Below are 20,881 nucleotides of genomic sequence, written 5' to 3'. Positions count from 1 at the left end.
TGAAGAGTCCCATAATTCGTATTTTTTTATCACAAATCTAAAATACGGGATTCTCAGGCTACTTTAAAATTAAAACTTTTGGACGCTAGTGATTAAAAGGTTAAAAAAATAAGATATGAACAGAATCGCTATTTTAATGCTGTTAGCAGTTGGGTTCGCAGCATGTACAAAACAATTAAAACCAAAGTTTAATTCAGAGCAAGTATTAAAAGAGTTATCTCCTAGTTCTGAAGGCAAAACAGAAGTGGTTAAAAATTTTCCTAACAACTTTCCGCAGGTGTTAATTGAACGTGGTGAACCAACAGTTTATAACCGGAAAAACTCAAATAATTTTGAATACATAGGAATGCCTGTAGGTGGTATTGCAGCCGGACAGCTATATTTAGGTGGCGATGGACAATTATGGTTCTGGGATATATTTAGTCTAAACCATAACCCTGGACAGTTTAAAGGAGAGGAAGCATACGAATTTCCTTATAAGCGAAGCAACCCTTTTGAAAAAGGTGCACGAATGATTGAACAGGGATTTTCCGTAACAGTAAAAATGGACGGTAATACAACGACAAAAGCTTTAAATCGTGATGGATTTCAGGATATTGAATTTATTGGACAATACCCTATTGGCATGGTTAACTATAAAGATAATGCAATGCCAGTTGAGGTTAAAATGAAAGCATATTCGCCTTTTATTCCTTTAGATTTAGATAATTCTATATTGCCTGCAACCATTTTCGATTTTGAAATTATTAATACAACCAATAAAGAAATTGAGGTTGATTTAAATGCATGGATGGAAAATGCCGTACTAATAGGAGCACGTAAAAATAATTCAGGACTAAAAGGAAATCTGATCAATAATTTACAAGAAACAGGTTTAAACGGTAAGCGTTTATCCTGTTCTGTTGAAAATGCCGATGCCAATACTAAAAACAAATTGGATTTTGGTTCCATGTCTTTAACTTTATTTAGTGAAAAAGGTTTAGTATCGGCAAATTCCAAGAGCATCCAAACTCAGGAACTTATTAATCCAAACAAGTTAGTTGGCAAATTATTGACTACAACTAAACTAAGACCAAAACAATCCTATAAAACTACTGCTGTACTAACCTGGCATTATCCTAAGACTTATGCTGCGCAAAATAAATGGAAAAATGCTCCAGAAAATAATGGTCATCCTGGTGCAGATACCACACGGTATTATGCTAAATTATTTAAGGATGCCAATGAAGTATCAGACTACATACTGAGTAATTATGAAAAACTTTCTGGTTTCACAAAGAAATGGCATCAAACATGGTATAATTCTACTTTACCATATTGGTTTCTGGATAGAACCTTCCTAAACACATCAATACTAGCGAGTAGTACCATTAGTTTAGTTGGTAATAAATTGTACTATGGTACGGAAGGTGGAAATCAGGGACCGGGAACTTGCACGCATGTTTATGGATACACACAGGCACCGGGGCGTTTGTTTCCTGAATTGGAACAAAGCATCAGAGAACAAGTTGATTATGTTACCACAAGCAAAGGAGGAGCTTTAAAAAACAATGGGGTAGTAAAATTTCGTTGGTTCAATATGGGGATGGCTGTTGATGGTCAGTCTGGTATCATCATGAAATCGTATCAATTGCATCAAATGTCAGCTGATAGTTCCTTCCTAAAAAGGAATTACGAATCCATAAAAAAGATAATGAATGGATTAATCGATAACAATGATGTCGACCATGATGGTATATTAACCGAAGCGCAGCATAATACGCTTGATGCCGATTGGTATGGAAAAGTAACTTGGTTGAGTTTATACTACACTACAGCCTTACGTGCAATGTCAGAAATGGCAACAGAAGTTGGTGATATAGAATATGCTTCTTTTTGTCTTACAACAGCTAATAAAGGACGTAAGTACATTGAAGAGCAATTGTTTAACGGAGAGTATTTTATTCATGAAGCAGATTCTTCACATCCAAATTCGCCGGGCACTTATACCGGTTTAGAATATAGTCAATTACTTGGTCAAAGCTGGGCGTACCAGGTGGGATTAGGCGAGGTTTTGGATTACGATAAGACAAAAACTGCCTTAGAATCGATGTGGCGATATAATTTCACCACAGATGTTGATACCTTTCGGAAGGTTCATCCAACTGGTCGATGGTATGCAATGCCCGGAGAGGGTGGTTTGATTGCGTGTACATGGCCTCGTGGTGGTTCAGAGGTTTTGGAAAAGGGTGAGCCTCGATTTGCAGCATACAACAACGAATGCCAAAACGGTTACGAATATGCGGCAACATCATTAATGATGCGTCATGGAATGCCATATCATGCATTAGCGCATATTTGGTATATGGACCAAAACCGCTATCATGGTTCAAAGCGAAATCCATATTGTGAAATTGAATGGGGCTTACACTATGCTCGTTCTATGGCAAGTTATGGGCATTTTATAGCTGTAAGTGGTTTTGAATATCATGGCCCTAAAGGATATATGGCTTTTTCTCCGCAAATAACACCTCATAATTTTAAAAGTGCTTTTACTTCTGCCGAGGGATGGGGTACATTTGAGCAAAAACAATACACCAACAAACAGACGAACCTAATCAAGGTAGCTTCGGGTGAACTTAAGTTAAAAACCTTGACTTTGGAATTAAATCAAAATGTGGGCAGTAGTGCGGTGGAAGCTTATATAAATAATACTAAGATTGATTGTCTCATTGAACATGAAGCCACTAAAGTGATTATTCAGTTTACTGATAAAATTTCAATTGCTGCAGATGAAGAACTGTCAATTCTAATAGAATATAAATAACATTGTTTTGTTATAAGTTAATATGCCTTCTGGTTAATTATTTTGTTTCATTTTGATTAACCGGAGGATGTATTTTCATACCTATTAAAAACAATTCTTAACTAGCACAGAATTGCCAACCATATCTGTAAGCAAATTGGCAAAGCTCCACGAGCCAACACTCAATCCAAAGCTTTGCCACCCTTGTTTTTATTGATGTCTAATTTATGAAATTATCTGCTGACCTCTAAAAGTTTATATTCCTTTAGCTTTGCATTTTCGATTCACTTTCACCGATTTTTTATTAAACTTACTTCCGTTTAAGACAGTTTGAAAATAGATTTTCCAGTATAAAAAACATCATATCTTCAAATGCATTGTTTTGCTGCAATCTAAATCTAAGGCAATATTTATTGCCAATACATCTTAAATCTCCTGCCCTTGTGGTTATCAAAATAAAATAAAATTTAATTTTTTTTCACTTTCAATGGGGTATTTTTTTTTTTAATCTCTCTATATAAATATAGAGTTAATGAGATATTTAGATATAGATGAAGTATAAAGATTATTCTGAACAGGATTTTATTATAGACGACTATTTTCAAAACTGGGTCTTGAAGCCAGATAATATGTCTAATAAATTTTGGAGTAATTTGATATCTAACCACCCAGAAAAGAAAGTAACTATAGAGAGAGCGGCTTATTTTGTTAGAGTTTTATCTAAAGATAATGAAACATTAAAAGAAGAAGAATTCGATGATTTATGGTTAGATATTATTAGTAATAGAAGTAGAAGTGTTTCTACCACTAGTATCCGGAGAGTTAAAAATGGAATTTCTTATAGACGTACAAAAATAATTGGATTAGTGGCAACCCTGGTTATTGGAGTATTGATTTCAAGATTTATTCTTATTGGAGATAAGTTTAATGAAAGTGTACATGATAAAGATCAAATAACACTTGAATTAGCAGATGGAACCGTAAAATATATAGATATAAGGTCATCTGAAACTGTTTTGAAATTATCAGAAAATCAAATTATTAAGAAAGAGCGTAATGTTTTAAGATATGATTCTAACACTTTATTGTCACCTTCTAATGTGTCGTATAATTTATTAAATGTTCCTTTTGGTAAAAAAATGCAATTAATTTTATCAGATGGGACACATATTTTTTTGAATTCTGGTTCTAAACTTAGGTACCCTATTAAATTTCTCGAAGGGAAACCTAGAAATGTTTTTTTAGATGGAGAAGCTTTTTTTGTTGTAAAGGAGGATAAAGAAAGGCTGTTTAATGTTGTAACTGACCAAATGAATACACAGGTGTATGGGACAAAATTTAATGTTTCTAGCTATAATGAAGATGGGGTAACTTCTACAGTTTTGGTTGAGGGTAGTGTAGGGGTTTATGAAGCTAATAATCCCAAAGAGCAAAAGCTAGTAAAAATTGTTCCTGGACAACGGGCAGTTTTGAACAACAATATTATTGAAGTAGAAAATGTGCCTATAAAAAAATATGTTTCATGGACTGAAGATAAGCTTTACTTTATGGATGATAGTTTTAATACTATCTTGAAGAAGTTAGAAAGGCATTTTAACGTAGAGATTAATAATGAATATTATAACTTAAACAATATACATTTTACTGGAACTTTTATTGATGAGTCCTTAGAGGAAATTCTAAAGGTTTGCAGTACTCATACAGATTTTAAGTATATAATTGAAGATGACAAAGTAACTATTACTGAAAATAAATATTAACCACCCTCCATAAGGGGGCTCTAAATTATATTATATGAAAACATGATTATCTAAAAAAGTCGGAACGTGCGGCTACACGCCCGACTCAAAAAAGTTGATTTTAACTAAAGTATTATAATTAACCAAAATCGAACAAAAGTATGAAAAAACCATTAAATGAGGTTGTTTCCTATAGTAATAAGTATTCAAGTTTAAATCTTAAAATGAAATTTTCAATTCTATTTTTTATAATAACACTTATTAGAGTTCAAGCGGACTCAGGATATGCCCAGAACACAAAAATCAGTTTAAATGCTGATAATATTACTGTATTGGAGGTAATAGATCGTATTGAATCCAATACCGAATTTAAATTTTTTTACAGTAATGAAGAATTGGAATTAGATAGAAAAATTTCTATTCATGTAAAAAATAAAAACATTAAAGAAGTAATTAACTTAATGTTTGGAAAAGGTAAAGTATCATTTAAAATTATAGATCGACATATAGTTATATCTAAGATAAATAAAAATAGCTTAGATGAAATTAGAACAGGCTTGTTGTTGAAAAAAGCTGAAAGCACTATACAGCAGATCGAAATAGAGGGAATCGTAACAGATCTTTCGGGAGTGCCTTTGGCCGGAGCCAATATTATAGAAAAGGGCACGTCTAATGGATCCCAAACCGATTTCGATGGCAATTTTAAATTAAGTGTAACTAACACCAATGCAATTCTTGTGATTTCTTATATTGGATTTGCTACACAAGAAATATCTATTGATGGAAAAACCAATTTTGAAATTGTACTTAAAGAAGATACGGCAAAGTTAGATGAAATTGTGGTTACGGCTTTAGGTATTTCGAGAGAAAAGAAAGCTTTAGGTTATGCGGTACAAGAGGTTCAAGGAGAAATTTTTGAAAAAACAAAGGAACTAGATTTAAATAATAGTTTAAATGGTCGGGTGTCAGGTGTTTTTATCAGTCAGGGAAGGTCTAATTTAGGAACTTCAAATGCTAGAGTTGTGATAAGAGGCGAGTCCTCTATTGGAGGAAACAATAATCCTCTATATATTGTAGATGGTTTTCCTGCAAGTTATGTTAACCCTAACGATATAGAATCACTGTCTGTGCTAAAGGGACCAGCTGCTACTGCCTTGTATGGTTCTAGAGCTGCAGCTGGAGTTATTGTTATCACTACAAAAAGTGGAAAAAGATCTGAAGTACTAAGCATTGAAGTAGCAAGTAATGTCACTATATCAAACCCATCGGTTCTTCCAGACTATCAAACTGAATATGGTCAAGGGTTAGGAGGAGTATACAATCCTTCAATAAGCTTGTCTTGGGGGCCTGCTTTTACAGAACCTGCAATACAGCAGTTATGGGGAGGTAATGAATGGAGAGCTTATCCAAATGCCATAAAAGAGGCTTATAACACTGGAGTAACTTTAAACAATAATGTAGCATTAAGTGGAGGTAATGAAAAATCGGACTTTCGTTTGAGTTATACTAATGTTGACCAAACAGGAATGATTCCCAATACTAAATTTAACGAGCATACTATAGATTTGAATACTAGCAGGAATTTTACCGATAAATTTTCGGTCAGGGCTGGTGTAAAATATAGATTGTCAAATACACCAAATAATGGTTCTTTCGACCCTAGGTTTATTCCCCTTAATGTTAATCCAGACGCCTTAAAGAATTATCTCGATGAGAATGGTAATCAAGTACTTTACAGACAACAAGTAGATAACCCTTATTTTACTTTAAACGAAGACCAAAACATAACGAAGAACAAAAATTTATTCTTAAGCCTAGATCTAAATTATAAATTTAATGATTTCTTAAACCTACAAGTTAGATCGGCCGCTGGAATTAATGATGGTAAAAATGAATACAGAGGAGCTTTTGGTCATGCAGGGGTTAATAGACAATTTGGATCATATAGATTTAATAAATATTCTTCTAGTGAGTCTAATACAGATTTCTTATTAACATATAAAAAAGATTTTAATGCATTTTCGGTCAAAACCTCTGTTGGGGCTAACCATTTGCAAACAAATAGGGAAAATATTAGTGTTCAAGTTAATCAGTTACTTACCGAAGGTAGTTACACAGTATCAAACTATAGACAATTACCTATAACTAGAAGTTCTGTGGGACCTAAAAAAATAGTTAACAGTTTATATGCTTATGCTAATTTAGGATATAAAAATTTAGCCTATCTAGACCTAACCATTCGTAACGATTGGTCTTCAAGTTTACCAAAGGCCAATAATAGTTTTTCTTATCCATCAGCTAGTTTAAGCCTTTTAGCACATAATATGCTAGACTTACCTAAGACATTTAATTTTTGGAAAATTAGGGCTAACTATGCCCAGGTTGGTAACGATACCGATCCAGGAAGATTACAAATGTTATATTTCTTCACACAGGGAACTGGAGGTGTTGCTGGTATAGATGAAGAAAATACATTCCCTGAACTTAATCTTAAGCCTGAATTGAGTACAGCTTACGAATTTGGAACGGAGTTTAAGTTTTTCAATAATAGGCTTAATTTAGATTTCACCTATTATAACTCGGTAACAGAAAATCAAATATGGCGTGTGCCTTTATCTGAAGTTTCAGGTTATAATTTTGCTATAAAAAATGTAGGTAAAGTAGAAAGCAAAGGGTTTGAAGTAAGTTTAGGTGCGACATTAATAAAAAGCGATTCGTTTACATGGCGTTCTAACATAAATTGGTCTTCAGATCGATCTGTAGTACAGGAATTAGACCCTAATAACCCAGAATTAGAGTTTACGCAACAAGTGGCTTCCAATACATTTATTATAGATAGAGTCAATCAGAGAAGGGGACAAATTTATAGTAAGACAGCTAGACGATTTGTTTATGACCCACAAATTCATAATTCAAGTTTGCAGCAGTATAATGGAATGATGTATCATGATTCGGCCAAAGATTTACCAAGGGTTGCAGAATTAAGTGTTATTGGTAATGTAAATCCAGATTGGATTGCTGGTTGGGAAAATAACTTTACTTACAAAGGATGGTCACTAGGTGCTTTGGTGACCTCGGTTTATGGTAACAGTTTCTATGCCGGATTTGAAAAAGACTTTGTTGGAGATGGGTTCGATCCAATTACGGCAGGAGACCGTAGTTCAGTATTGCCTGATGGGATATGGGACAGTCCTACGGGAATACGTCCTTTTGCTCCTGGTGATGAAATAACTGCAGACCAGTATTATGGAGATTATCTAACAGATGGAGAAATAAATGATATTTGGGTAAGAGACGGATCATATGTGAAAATTAAAGAAGTCTCTTTAAGTTATTCATTACCTTCTAAATTATTAAGTAATTTATTTATAAAAGAAGCTAGATTCACACTTTTGGGACGAAACTTATATACATTTTCTGATGTAAAATATATTGATCCTGAAATATTTGTAAATAATGGAGGGTTAACCACGGCAGGTATTTCTGTACCTAATACATTACCGTTGGCAAGAACGTGGGCTTTTAATATAAATCTTAGATTTTAATAGAAAAATGATGAAAACAATAATAAAAACGAAAAATACAGTAATGGTCTTTATAAGTATGGGGATATTACTGTTTTCTGGATGTGATAATTGGAGCGAAGATATTAACGTAGATACAAGTAGGCCTATTTTTGATGAAAATATTGATCCAAACTTATTTCTGTTACCAACAATGGACTACCTTTTTTCTAGAACTGGAGGGGGGTTTAGTGAAAATTCATGGGATGTTATGATGCCTACAGTCCAATACAATGCTAAAACTAGAAGTTTAAGCCAGCCACATAGACATAGGTCTTGGCATGACTTTGGAGGTAATGTATGGCAAACAGGATATAGTGTTTTAAATGGGATTAAAAATGTACGTCGTGCTGCATTAGCTACCAACGATACCAGATACGAAGCAGTTGCCGATATATGGGAATCCTATATCATGTACATTATAACGCTAATGTATGGTGATATACCTTATTTTGCGGCGGTAGGAGATGAATTGGTTACTCAAGTTGAATATGATTCACAAGCCGATATTTTTCCTGCTTTAATGGATAAGTTAAAGAATGCTAGTGATTTAATAGGTAATCAAACAGATCCAATAAATTCTAATACAGATGTCATTTTTTTAGGCGATATCCAAAAATGGAGAAAATTTGCCAATGTATTGCGATTTAAAGCAGCAATGCATTTTCATAATTCAGATCCAGTTTTAACAGAGAGTATTATGAAGGAGATTGTAGATAACCCGTCGAAATATCCTATGTTCGAGTCTAATAATGATAATGCTAATTTTCATTTTGATGGATCGCAACGAATTTCACCTTGGTATTTAAACTCTATAGCTAATGAGGACAATTTGCCAATGAGTAATGTGTTTGTTGAGCGTCTTTTAAGTATAGCAGATCCTAGGATTTATCAGTTTGCTAAACCTGTACAAAAAGTTCATTCAGATCCAAACATGTATGTGTTACCTACTAATAAAGGTGTAGATAAATACTTAGGACATTTATCTGGTATTACAACTAGTAACGGTGATGCTGCAACATGGAATGGTGGTGTAGAATATTGTTCTAGGCAAACATCTGATTGGTTTAGGCCTGTCGATGAAAATTTTGTTCCTTTAGATGGCGCAAAAACTACTCCATGGTATATATCTCATTATCCGGAAGTAACATTGTTAAAAGCAGAAGCGGCTCTAAAAGGATGGATTTCTAGTGATCCAAAGGCTTTGTATGAAGAAGGAATTAGAGCTAGTTTAGAAATGTTTCAAGCAACGTTTACTGATGCCCGATACGATAGAGCCTATGCAGAAGATGCTTTAAATGACATAAACGAATATCTTGCTCAGCAACAAGTGAGTTGGACGGGGGGACGAGATCAAATGTTGTTAATTAGTGAGCAAAGATGGATAGCATGTTACCAACTTATAATTGAACCTTATTTTGATCACAGAAGAACTATGTTGCCACCAATAGTTTCATCGAATAATGCTACAGCTTTCGAGGCTACCGGTTCTGGTACTAGATTTCCTGCAAGGGCAGATTATCCAGAAAGTGAACGTCAAAAAAATACAGAGGGAGTCACAAAAGCATTGAGCGAAGGTTTTGATATTGAAATTACAGGAGAAGAAAATAGAACAGAAGCTAGAATGTATATTATAAATAATCCTTTAAGTCCTTCTCTCCAAATGCCAATTTTTCAAGAACCTTTTAATGGGAATGGTGAATATCCTGGAGGTAACAACTTTAAGACATGGTTTGATCAGCATTGGAAAACGATGTTATGGTGGGAAAATTAAATAACAGTTACAGTTTAAAAAAATTAATTAATATTTATGTAATCATGAAAAAAATAAATTATATCTTATATCCAATCATCTCTTTTTTAATGTTAGCTATATTTATAGCTTCCTGTTCTGAAGATGATAAACCTGAACCAATAGAAGAAGTCGTAGATCTTGAAGCACCAAAGTTATTAAAGTCTTTTCCAGCCAGTGGGCAAATAGATACACCTGTAAATACGTCTTTGAACTTGGTGTTTAATGAAAGAGTAAAAAGAAACGCTGGAGATATTGTTGTATATAATGATGCTGATGAGGTTTTATGGACCTTCCCTGTAGGTAATACAGATTTAGTGAAGATAGACAATACACTTGTTTCAATTGAATTGCCTGAAAGCCTACAACTTGAAGAAAGTTATTATGTTATAATTCCAGAAGGAGCTATTACAGATGTAGCAGAAAATGCTTTTAAAGGATTTGTTAATAAAACTGATTGGAGTTTCTCAACACCGGTTCCAATTATAGGGGTAGATAATTCAGCCAAATTAATACTGCATTTACCTTTTGATAATAATTTATCAGACGTTAGTGGAAACCTTCTTCATGCTTTTGAAGGAGAAAACTCTACTGGAGCAATAGAGTTTGTAAATGATTCAGAAAGAGGAGATGTTGTGCATTTTAATGTTGGAGCTTATGCTACATTACCGAAGGATAATTTGTTAAGACCTTTTGGAATGGAAAGTTTTAGTGTTAATTTTTGGATTAGACAAGATGCTCCAACAGGTTCCGATCCTGTAATAATTGGTAATAGTAGTTGGGATAGTGGTGGAAACCCAGGTTGGTTGCTAGCTAGTGATTATGCCACAGGATATACACCAGATAATGATCACACCAATGGTCATGGATGGACAGTAAATTTAGCAACAACTGCACCAGGCTCTGATAGATTAGACTGGGATGCTGGTGATTGTACTGTTCCTGGAACTGAACCTGCTAATTTAGGTGATGGTTCTTGGCATATGGTTACTATTGTTATAGACCAAGAAGTTAAAGAGTTAAGAGTATATGCAGATGGTGTTTTATACAGAGAACCAGAAAAAGCTAATACCTATGATCTTACTAGATTGGCAGATGGGCCACTTTACGATACTGTAAATGATTATCCAGTGAATATATGGGAAGATGGAACAGGAACATATAATAAAACCCATGGCGCATTAGATGGTTTCATGGATGATTTAAAAATTTATGATGGTGTCCTTCTTCAAAGTGATATAACAGAGCTTTATAATAACTAATAGTAGTTATATGTGAAAAATTAGTGCCTTGTTTCTTTAATAGGGCACTAATTTTATTTTCCTTTTATTGGATTTTAAGATTGAAGTGGTTTAAACTTTCATAGTGTAACTATATATTATAAATATTGAATTGTTATTACAAAGCCTCTATTTTATATTTATAGCTGTTATCTAAATTAGATTAATAATAATGTAGAGTTTATAACATATAAAAAGTATAAAGAGATATGTGGTATAAAGTATTAATAGACATTGTGTTTTCATGAATAGGATATGTTTTTTATATCTCACTCGTTTTTTTATATTTATAATAGTGATTGTCTTGTGTGTAGATAGTTGTAAGCCATATTTAACAAAATTCGATACAAATAATTTAAAAATTGCCGTTTTGGCAGATATACATTTTCAAGATGTATATGGTAAATTTAAAGACTTATCTATAGGCGGTATAAAGAACCCGAAAAATGGTAAAATGGTTACTATGCGGACCATGGAATCTCAATTAAAGTCTACGCGCATATTCAATGAAAATTACTTTGCTTTATTAGCAGCTTTAGATGATTTGGTGAAGAAAAATATTAAATTAGTTTTACTTCCAGGGGATTTTTTAGATGATGGACAACCAATCCATGCGAGAGGTTTAAAAAAAATACTAGATGATTATAATCAAAAATATGGAATAGAATTTTTTCTAATTACTGGCAATCATGATATTCTTCAACCTTTTGTTAGTAAAGGTGGAAAAAAGGATTTTTTGGGAAATAAAGGAATGCCACAACCAATCATGAGCCATGATGATATGTATACATCAAATTTAGAAGAAGAACACCCAGTTATTGTTACAGAGGATATAAAAAGTTTAGGTTATATAGGGATTTCCACAATATTTGCCGACTTCGGGTTTTCTCCTAAGAAGGAATATGTTTATTGGGAAACGCCTTTTTCTAATTATAATTATGAAACCTATTCATTTGAAAAGGCGCTAGAGAATGCCTCAATAAGAATTAGAAAGAATTCATCAAAACACTATAAATATGGTTTTCCAGATATTAGTTATCTGGTGGAACCAGTTAGTGGTGTTTGGTTATTAGCCTTAGATGCTAATGTTTATGTTGCTCATAAAAATAGTGAGAATGAAGTTTTTTATCCAGGTGTCGGTATAGGCTATAATAATCTAATAAATAATAAAAATTACCTTATTGATTGGGTAAAAAAAGTAACTCAACAAGCTAAAAAACTGAATAAAAAACTTATAGCATTTAGTCATTATCCAATAGTCGATTTCAACGATGGAGCAATAGAACATATTAAAAACTTAAATATTTCAGATCAAATGCAATTAGAGAGGGCCCCTAAGAATGAAGTGTCTGAAGCATTTGCAGACGCAGGGTTAAAAATTCATTTTGGAGGGCATATGCATATAAATGATACTGGGATTTATAAATCAGCTTTGGGAAATACCATAATAAATATACAAACCCCTTCCTTGGCTGCTTATAAACCTGCTTATAAGTTATTGACCATTAAGACAGATAGTGTTTTTGATATAGAAACGGTAATTATTGATGATGTTCCTAGATATGATGAATTATTTGATTTATATATTGAAGAATACACTTTTGTTAAAGGCAATAAGCCAAAAAGTTTATGGAATAAGGATATTTTATCTACAAAAAGTTATAACGAATTTGCTAATTGGCATCTTAAAGAGTTGGTTAGATTAAGACATCTAACTTCTGAATGGCCTCTAGGGTTTGTTGATTATTTTACCAGCCTTTCGGGAAGTGAATTATTGGTTATGTCTCAAGGTATAGCAGTAGATTCTTTGGATGAAAGATTAATAAAAATAAAACAAAATCCTGAAAAAATAGATTTAGATATACTTAAAGGATTAAAGGAGATGGATCAAGATCTTAAGGATTTTGATAACTGGTCTGGGTTTGATTTTATTTTTGATTTATATAGATACAGAAGTGCAGACCATTTAGCGACTAGAGATATAGAATCTAAAAGAATAGAGCAATATAGGTTTATAATTGATTCTTTTCTTGAGCAAGAACATAAAGTAAAAAAAGTAAGTCAGAAATTAAATCAAATCTTAGAATTGATGCAATTATTTAAAAAATTCATGAATGGTGAGCCTTCAGACCACATAAAGGTTAATTTAAAAACTGGAAAAGTAATTTCAATAAATTAATGTAAATCATGCGAATCATTTTTTCTAAAAGTATATGTATAGTGCTTGTTTTAAGTGCAATTAATTTCTTGTTTTCTCAAGAGAAACAGGCTGTCGACTATGTTAATCCACTAATAGGAACTTCTGCGCAAGGTTTTGCTTCCAATAAAGACGGAGGAGGTACTATGCCATGTGTAGGAACACCATTTGCCATGACCAATTTTGTTGTTCAGACTAGGGAAAATAAAATTAGTGAAATGCCATATGTTTTTGAAGACTCAACAATAGAGGGGTTTATGGCGACACATCAACCTACCGTATGGATGGGTGATTATGGTTATGTTTCTATAATGCCTCAAATTGGAGAGTTAAAACTTTTGCCTAAGGAAAGAGCAATGTCTTTCTCTCATGAAAATGAAATATCTACTCCATATTACTATTCAGTTATAATGGGTAAGAATAATAAGCATATTAAAGGAGAAATTGCAGCTTCGTCACGATGTGGAATGTTTCAATTTACTTTTCCTAAAGCAAATGAAGCACATATAGTGGTACAGGGAATTAATATTTCTGAAAATAAAAAAGCGTTTCAGGGATATTTAAAAATTGATGATGCAAATCAAGAAATTACAGGTTATAATCCAGAACGAATGTCTTCACATTTAGGACCAGAACTTAAAAACTTTAAAGGATATTATATTATACAGTTTGATAAACCTTTTGAGTCTTATGGTACATGGAATTCTTTCCGTACTTCTCCCGATATAAATATAATGGGTAAAGAACAATCTGGTGCACGTATGGGCGGATATATAACTTTTAGTACCAAAGCGGGAGAAAAAGTAAAAGTTAGAATAGCTACATCCTTTATAAGTATAGAACAAGCACGAAAAAACTTAGAAATGGAAATCCCTAATTGGGATTTTGAAGCAGTAAAAAATAATACCCGTAATTTATGGCAAGAAGATTTAAGCAAAATTCAAATTCAAGGTGCTTCAGAGGAGCAAAAAACAATATTTTATACAGCATTGTTTCATACAATGCTATTTCCAAGGGAGTTTTCAGAATATGGACTTTATTATAGTCCTTTTGATGATAAAATACACCAAGGCGTCTCATATAATGATTTTTCTTTATGGGATACCTTTAGAGCATTACATCCCTTATTGCATTTCACACAGCCAGATCGCGTGAATCCTATGATACAATCTTTGTTGCAGATGTATCAAGAGGGCGGATGGCTCCCAAAATGGCCAAACCCAACATATACCAACATAATGATAGGAACACATGCAGATGCTGTAATTGCAGATGCTTATGTGAAAGGCTTTAGGGATTACGATGTGAGTTTGGCTTATGAAGCAGTACGTAAAAACGCCATGCAACCACAAATGGGGGATACAGAGAAGCAATGGGGAGATAGAGACGAAGGTATTTTATATGAGGCACGTGGTGGATTAACTTATTATCATTCCCTAGGCTATGTTGCTGCAGACAGGACAAGAGAGTCAGTAACAAGAACCATAGAATTTGGTATTGATGATTTTTGCATAGCACAAATGGCAAAGGATTTAGGGAAAACCGAAGATTATGAAAGGCTAATTAAATGGAGTAAAAATTATAAAAACCTATATAATCCCGATACAGGTTTTTTAAATGCTAGATTATTTAATGGAGAATGGCATAAAAATTCTCAAGAGGGGTTTACAGAAGGAGGGAGATGGACCTATCTTTTTGGTGCAATGCATGACATTGAAGGTATGATCGAGCTTTATGGCGGAAAGAAAAATTTTGCCGAAAAACTAAATGAAAATTTTAATGAAAATCATTATCGTCATGATAATGAACCAGGGCACCATTATGCCTATTTATTTAACTATTGTGGACAACCATGGAAAACGCAGGAGTTAATTAGGAAGCATACCTCTGTTGAAAATTTTAGAAATGAGCCCATAGGTATTAATGGTAATGATGATTGTGGACAAATGTCTGCTTGGTATGTTTTTAGTGTTATGGGTTTCTATCCAGTAACACCAGGAACTGAAGTTTTTGCTATTGGAGCACCTCAATTTCCTGAAATTGTATTACAATTAAAAAGGGATGGGAAATCAAAGTCATTTAAGATCGTTGCAGAAAATATTTCAGCAGATAATAAATATATTCAATCTGTTAGGCTGGATGGAGAGCTATTAAAAGAACCATTTATCACTTACACTCAAGTATTGAACGGAAATGAATTAATTTTTCAAATGGGAGATACACCAAACAAAAATGCTTTTCGTTAAGCTATTGATTAATACAAGAGATTTTTAAATGATCAAACTTAACTAAATTTAAATCTATGGTACTATTTACCTTTTTACTATTTACAGGATTTGTAGCATTTTATGCGACTTGGAAATTACGTCAAGACAACTTAGATACTAGAGATGGTTATTTTTTGGGGGGTAGATCATTAACCGGAGTGGTTATTGCAGGTTCATTATTATTAACTAACATATCTACAGAACACTTGGTAGGCATGAATGGTTCAGCTTATAGAAATGGCGCCATAATTGTAGCTTGGGAAGTTACTTCTGCCCTTGCTTTAGTTATAGCTGCACTCTATTTTGTGCCGCGTTACCTTAAAATGGGTTTGACAACAATTCCAGAGTTTTTAGAAAAACGTTTCGATGGTGCAACTAGGACTTTTGTAGCACTACTTTTAATTATTTCTTTTGTGGCCACACTACTGCCTATTGTCCTTTACACAGGAGCATTAAATATAGAAGCCATTTTTGAAGTTTCAGACCTCTTGCAGGTAGATCAAAGAGTAGGTATTGTTATCACTATATTGGTTGTAGGATCCATTGGAGCTATTTATGCAATTTTTGGAGGCTTAAAAATGGTTGCATATACAGATACTATTAATGGATTTGGATTAGTTATTGCAGGTCTTTTAGTTCCGGTGTTCGCATTAATAAGCATTGGATCTGGAAACCCTATAGAAGGAATAAAATTGGTTTTTGAAAATAGTCCGGAAAAATTTAATATGGTTAGTATGGAACGAGGAATAGGGGAAGGTGCGCGCACGGCCATATTGCCGTTTGAGGTATTGTTTACAGGACTTATGATTAATCAAATTTATTTCTGGACGATGCACCAGTCCATTATTCAGCGTGTACTTGGAGCTGTTAATTTAAAAGAGGCGCAAAAAGGATTGCTTTATACGGGTCTGTTAAAAATATTAGTACCTCTAATTATTGTTTTTCCTGGTATTATAGGGTTTTATTATTTTGGTGAAAGTTTGTATGATAATCCAGATAGTGTTTACCCTTTATTGGTTAAAAAAGTACTTCCGTTATGGTTAACAGGTTTTTTTGTAGCCGTTATGATGGGAGCCATTTTAAGTACGTTTAATAGTGCTTTAAATAGTGCAGCCACAGTATTTAGTCTAGGTATTTATAAACGATATATACATAAAACTGCAAGTGGGAAAAGCCTGGTTAACATAGGAAAATTAACATCTACATTTCTTGCCATTTTTGCGATAAGCATTGCTCCTTTTGTTGCTAATGCTCCAGAAGGGTTGTATCAATTATTACAGCAATTAAACGGTATATTTTTTATACCTATTGCCAGTGTAATTATTGCTGGTTTTTTGTTTCCCAGAGTTTCGTCTAGCGGCGCTAAAATTGGCTTACTTTTCGGGCTAATATTTTATGTGATAATGTATTATATTGTTGAAATAAACCTTCATTTTGTTCATATTTGGGGTATTGAATTTGTTCTCAATATAGTAATCATGCATCTAGTTTCGGCATTGTTCAAAAAAGATAAAAAATTTGAAATCGTTGATGAAGGCGTTTTAGATTTAAAACCTTGGAAATATGCTAAACCCTTTAGCTTGATATTAGTAGTTTTTACAATTGTCTTATACATAATTTTTGGAAATATTTAATCATGGAAGAAAAAACCTTTAGAAATTATACGGCTCCAGATGTATCTGAAGCTGTAAAAGAGCATTATCGAAAAATGCGAAAAAATCAAACATTTGATTATGTTAATCGTATGCATAAAAAATATTTGACCTTTGATAAACCTTTAGATTTATGGGAAGCCATACGCAGATTAAATGAGCTTGTAGATGTAAGTGATCCCGATTTAGATTTACCGAATGTTCAGCATCTCATACAGAGTGCCGAGGCAATACGGGCAGATGGTCGTCCAGATTGGATGCAATTAACAGGATTAATTCATGATCTTGGCAAAGTAATGTTTCTATGGGGAAATGATGAAGATGGAACAAGTCAAGCAGAGCAATGGGGTATGGTAGGAGATATTTTTGTGGTTGGATGTGCATTACCAGAAACATGTGTCTATCCTGAGTATAATGCTTTAAATGCAGATATGAACAATCCAAAGTATAATACTTCAACTGGTATTTATGAAAAGGGTTGCGGAATTGATAATTTGAAATTGGCTTGGGGTCATGATGAATATCTTTATCAAGTTCTTAAAAATCATAAAGAAAACAAATTACCCAAAGAGGCCATGGTAATGATTCGTTATCATTCTTTTTACCCATGGCATACCGGAGGAAGTTATTCAGAGTTGTTGAATGAAGAGGATAAGGAATACCTTAACATTATTAAAGACTTTAATAAATACGATCTCTATACCAAATGCCAGAAAATATATGATTTAGAGGATGTTATTGAGTATTATAAACCCATTGCTGAAAAATACTTAGGAGATGGGCCTATTTATTGGTAAATTATATTGATTTAAAAATGAACAGAGCAATTATTTATGTGATTATTTTTATTGCCGAACTGATGTTTTCGTGCAAAGAAAACGAAATATCACAAAATTCAATTCAAATACTACCTAATGATAATCGGGAAGAAATAATACGAAAATCGGCATTGGTAGTGCCAACAGAAAATCAGTACAACTGGCAAAAATTAGAATATACTGCATTCATTCATTTTGGTCCAAATACTTTCACAGGAGTGGAGTGGGGTAATGGTAAAGAAGATCCAGTTGTATTTAACCCAATAGCATTTAATGCCTCGCAATGGATTTCGGTAATAAAAGATGCCGGAATGAAAATGGCTATGCTTACCGTGAAACACCACGACGGTTTCTGTTTATGGCAAACGACAACGACTAATCATTCGGTTAAAAGTTCGCCGTGGAAACAAGGAAAAGGAGATGTGCTAGGGGAAGTAGTACGTGCCGCACACAATGAAGGAATCAAGATTGGAGTTTATCTTTCACCGGCCGATTTACACGAAATTGAACGTGAAAATGGAAGTTATGGCAATGGTTCGGTACCAAAAAGGGTAAAAATTCCCTCCAATCCTGAATTACAAAAAAAAGCAGACATAGTTTATGAATATGAAGTAGACGACTATAATGCTTTGTTTTTAAATCAATTGTACGAACTATTAACACAATACGGTAAAGTAGAAGAAGTATGGTTTGATGGAGCAAACCCAAAACCTGGTTTAGGACAGGAATATGATAGAAAAGCATGGTACGATCTTATTCAGAAATTACAACCAGAGGCAGTTATTGCAATTAAAGGCCCTGATGTAAGGTGGTGTGGTAACGAAGCTGGCAGAACACGGAATAGTGAATGGAGTGTTCTACCGTTGCCAGAGCACCCTGAAAAATATGACTGGCCTGACAAAACAGAGGAGGACCTTGGAAGTAGGGAAAAATTGATGGATGCAAAATACCTGTATTGGTATCCTTCTGAGACCAATACATCTGTACGTATTGGTTGGTTTTACAGGGATGAAGAACAATACGTAAAGTCGGTGGAACAAATTGTTGATGCCTGGTATCGATCAGTGGGTGGTAACAGTGTATTTCTATTAAACCTAACTCCCGACAAACGTGGACTAATACCCGATAAGGATGCAAAACGATTACGAAAGGCGGGTGAAATTATAGCGCAAGCTTTTGAAAATAATCTTGCTACAGATGTCGAAATTGAGGCTTCAGCAGAAAATAATAACCAATTAGCCCAAAATGCAATTGACGGTAACCTTGAAACCTGTTGGAAACCAAACGATGGAAATGAACAGGCTGATTTAACCATAATTCTTAAGGAAGAAATGGAAATAAACCGGGTCGTACTACAGGAGTGCATTAGCAAGTACGGACAAAGGATTGAGGCATTTGCAATTGATATTTGGAAAAACAATAATTGGCATCAACTTTATACTGGAACAACTATTGGATACAAAAACATAAAACGGTTTAGTAAGGTAAAAACGAAAAAGGTTCGCCTTCGCATATTGGGTTCGCGTGTGGCTCCTACCATTGCCGCATTTGAATTGTACAATTCGCCTGAAATGTTGGCTAATCCTATAATTACAAGAAACAAGGAAGGAATAGTAGCAATTAGTTCTAAATCTTATGATCCGGTAATTTATTACACCATCGATGGGTCAGAACCAGACCAAAACTCAAAATTGTATACAGAACCATTCTTATTGGATAGGGGAGGTTTTGTTAGGGCAATTGCTTATATAAATGGAGGCAATCAAAAAAGTGAAATAATAGAAGTTAGATTAGGTGTTTGTCCTAGCAAGTGGAAAGTGGTGTCGTTTAGTGCTGAACAGGATCACCATGAGGCTGCCTTAGCAGTAGACGGTGACCCTCAAACCTATTGGCATACTCAATGGGGAGATAATCCCCCACCAAATCCACATGATATTGTTATAGATTTAGGGGAGCAGCTCAATTTGATAGGATTTACCTATTTGCCTAGAAATGACGGTTTAGGCGGTATCTCTAAAAACTATAAATTTGAAGTTAGTCTGGATGGGGAAAATTGGGAAATTGCCAAAAAGGGTGAGTTTGGTAACATTAAAAACAATCCTGTAAACCAAATGATATTTTTTGATGAGCCTTATGACGCGAAATTCATACGTTTTACCAGTTTAGGTAATATTAATGGCGATGCCTATCTGTCTATGGCAGAATTGGGTATTTTAACAAAATAGTTTTTTCAATATAGGCATTAACGTTACAGACTTTACGAACCATAACGCATACAGGTTTTATAAACCGTTCCATTTTCCATTTCTATTGTATCTTTGTCTAGTACTTTGTAATATGGGTTTATGTTTTGCAACACAAAATTCTGTAGCCCTCTTTTTTAAAGCAAAAAAAGTTTAAATCACTTCAATATATGAATGAAAAATAAAATAAAATTTTTTAAAAAAATCCTTTTGGTTGTTGTAGGATGTATTTTGTTTGGTTGTATAGAAAAGGAGACTTCCCTTACTACTAACAATGTAAAGCTTAATTTAATTCCTCAGCCAAATGCTGTTAAAACTTACGCAGAAAAGTTTGTAATGGATGAGAGTACAGTTGTTTATTATCCTAAATCTAATGAAGAATTAAAAAAACAAGCCGATGTAGTTAATGAAGTAATTTTTAATCATTGGACTTGCAACAAAAAATTGGACTTTAAGTTGAATGACTAAGCTGCCAGTTTCTGGTTATACATATCTAATTCAAATTCTCTTATAGTTTTATTTCCTAAAAAGGAATGCCTTCTTTT

11 protein-coding genes are annotated in these 20,881 nt (G+C 33.6%); all 11 read left to right on the top strand.

Features of this window, described 5'->3' with window-relative positions:
* The first annotated feature begins 115 nt into the window (after window positions 1-115).
* The 11 genes from K7G79_RS13835 (at window position 116) to K7G79_RS13785 (ending at window position 20,804) form a co-directional block, all read left to right on the top strand.
* Complete coding sequence (locus tag K7G79_RS13835; protein ID WP_223552193.1) at window positions 116-2,806, top strand: GH116 family glycosyl-hydrolase; 2,691 nt, start codon at window positions 116-118, stop codon at window positions 2,804-2,806.
* A 530-nt stretch (window positions 2,807-3,336) separates the two neighbouring features.
* Entirely contained in the window at window positions 3,337-4,545 is a 1,209-nt protein-coding gene (locus tag K7G79_RS13830) for a FecR family protein (RefSeq protein WP_223552192.1), read from the top strand.
* A 140-nt stretch (window positions 4,546-4,685) separates the two neighbouring features.
* The gene (locus K7G79_RS13825; RefSeq protein ID WP_223552191.1) at window positions 4,686-8,069 is read left to right on the top strand and encodes a SusC/RagA family TonB-linked outer membrane protein; all 3,384 of its coding nucleotides are present in this window, start codon (window positions 4,686-4,688) and stop codon (window positions 8,067-8,069) included.
* Between the two features lie 7 nt (window positions 8,070-8,076).
* Window positions 8,077-9,861, top strand: a complete 1,785-nt coding sequence (locus K7G79_RS13820; RefSeq protein ID WP_223552190.1) for a SusD/RagB family nutrient-binding outer membrane lipoprotein — start codon at window positions 8,077-8,079, stop codon at window positions 9,859-9,861.
* Window positions 9,862-9,905: 44 nt separating this feature from the next.
* Window positions 9,906-11,141 carry an Ig-like domain-containing protein gene (locus tag K7G79_RS13815; protein WP_223552189.1) on the top strand — a complete coding sequence of 412 codons (1,236 nt, stop codon included), beginning with the start codon at window positions 9,906-9,908 and terminating at the stop codon, window positions 11,139-11,141.
* Between the two features lie 262 nt (window positions 11,142-11,403).
* Window positions 11,404-13,338 carry a metallophosphoesterase gene (locus K7G79_RS13810; RefSeq protein ID WP_223552188.1) on the top strand — a complete coding sequence of 645 codons (1,935 nt, stop codon included), beginning with the start codon at window positions 11,404-11,406 and terminating at the stop codon, window positions 13,336-13,338.
* A gap of 8 nt (window positions 13,339-13,346) precedes the next feature.
* On the top strand, window positions 13,347-15,602 hold the full coding sequence (locus K7G79_RS13805; protein ID WP_223552187.1) for a GH92 family glycosyl hydrolase: 2,256 nt from the start codon (window positions 13,347-13,349) through the stop codon (window positions 15,600-15,602).
* A 56-nt stretch (window positions 15,603-15,658) separates the two neighbouring features.
* Complete coding sequence (locus K7G79_RS13800) at window positions 15,659-17,257, top strand: solute:sodium symporter family transporter (protein ID WP_223552186.1); 1,599 nt, start codon at window positions 15,659-15,661, stop codon at window positions 17,255-17,257.
* A 2-nt stretch (window positions 17,258-17,259) separates the two neighbouring features.
* On the top strand, window positions 17,260-18,072 hold the full coding sequence (locus tag K7G79_RS13795) for an inositol oxygenase (protein WP_223552185.1): 813 nt from the start codon (window positions 17,260-17,262) through the stop codon (window positions 18,070-18,072).
* 17 nt (window positions 18,073-18,089) lie between these two features.
* Complete coding sequence (locus K7G79_RS13790; RefSeq protein WP_223552184.1) at window positions 18,090-20,318, top strand: alpha-L-fucosidase; 2,229 nt, start codon at window positions 18,090-18,092, stop codon at window positions 20,316-20,318.
* Window positions 20,319-20,510: 192 nt separating this feature from the next.
* Window positions 20,511-20,804, top strand: coding sequence for a hypothetical protein (locus K7G79_RS13785; protein WP_223552183.1), 294 nt, complete (start codon window positions 20,511-20,513; stop codon window positions 20,802-20,804).
* Window positions 20,805-20,881: the final 77 nt, after the last annotated feature.

This window comes from Aestuariivivens sp. NBU2969 (genome assembly GCF_019931125.1).
Taxonomy (GTDB): Bacteria; Bacteroidota; Bacteroidia; order Flavobacteriales; family Flavobacteriaceae; genus Aestuariivivens; species Aestuariivivens marinum.
This window is presented reverse-complemented; position numbering and strand designations above follow the sequence as displayed.

Coding starts and splice junctions, on each gene's coding strand:
- K7G79_RS13835 (WP_223552193.1), top strand. CDS start 116: ATGAACAGAATCGCTATTTTAATGCTGTTAGCAGTTGGGTTCGCAGCA.
- K7G79_RS13830 (WP_223552192.1), top strand. CDS start 3,337: ATGAAGTATAAAGATTATTCTGAACAGGATTTTATTATAGACGACTAT.
- K7G79_RS13825 (WP_223552191.1), top strand. CDS start 4,686: ATGAAAAAACCATTAAATGAGGTTGTTTCCTATAGTAATAAGTATTCA.
- K7G79_RS13820 (WP_223552190.1), top strand. CDS start 8,077: ATGATGAAAACAATAATAAAAACGAAAAATACAGTAATGGTCTTTATA.
- K7G79_RS13815 (WP_223552189.1), top strand. CDS start 9,906: ATGAAAAAAATAAATTATATCTTATATCCAATCATCTCTTTTTTAATG.
- K7G79_RS13810 (WP_223552188.1), top strand. CDS start 11,404: ATGAATAGGATATGTTTTTTATATCTCACTCGTTTTTTTATATTTATA.
- K7G79_RS13805 (WP_223552187.1), top strand. CDS start 13,347: ATGCGAATCATTTTTTCTAAAAGTATATGTATAGTGCTTGTTTTAAGT.
- K7G79_RS13800 (WP_223552186.1), top strand. CDS start 15,659: ATGGTACTATTTACCTTTTTACTATTTACAGGATTTGTAGCATTTTAT.
- K7G79_RS13795 (WP_223552185.1), top strand. CDS start 17,260: ATGGAAGAAAAAACCTTTAGAAATTATACGGCTCCAGATGTATCTGAA.
- K7G79_RS13790 (WP_223552184.1), top strand. CDS start 18,090: ATGAACAGAGCAATTATTTATGTGATTATTTTTATTGCCGAACTGATG.
- K7G79_RS13785 (WP_223552183.1), top strand. CDS start 20,511: ATGAAAAATAAAATAAAATTTTTTAAAAAAATCCTTTTGGTTGTTGTA.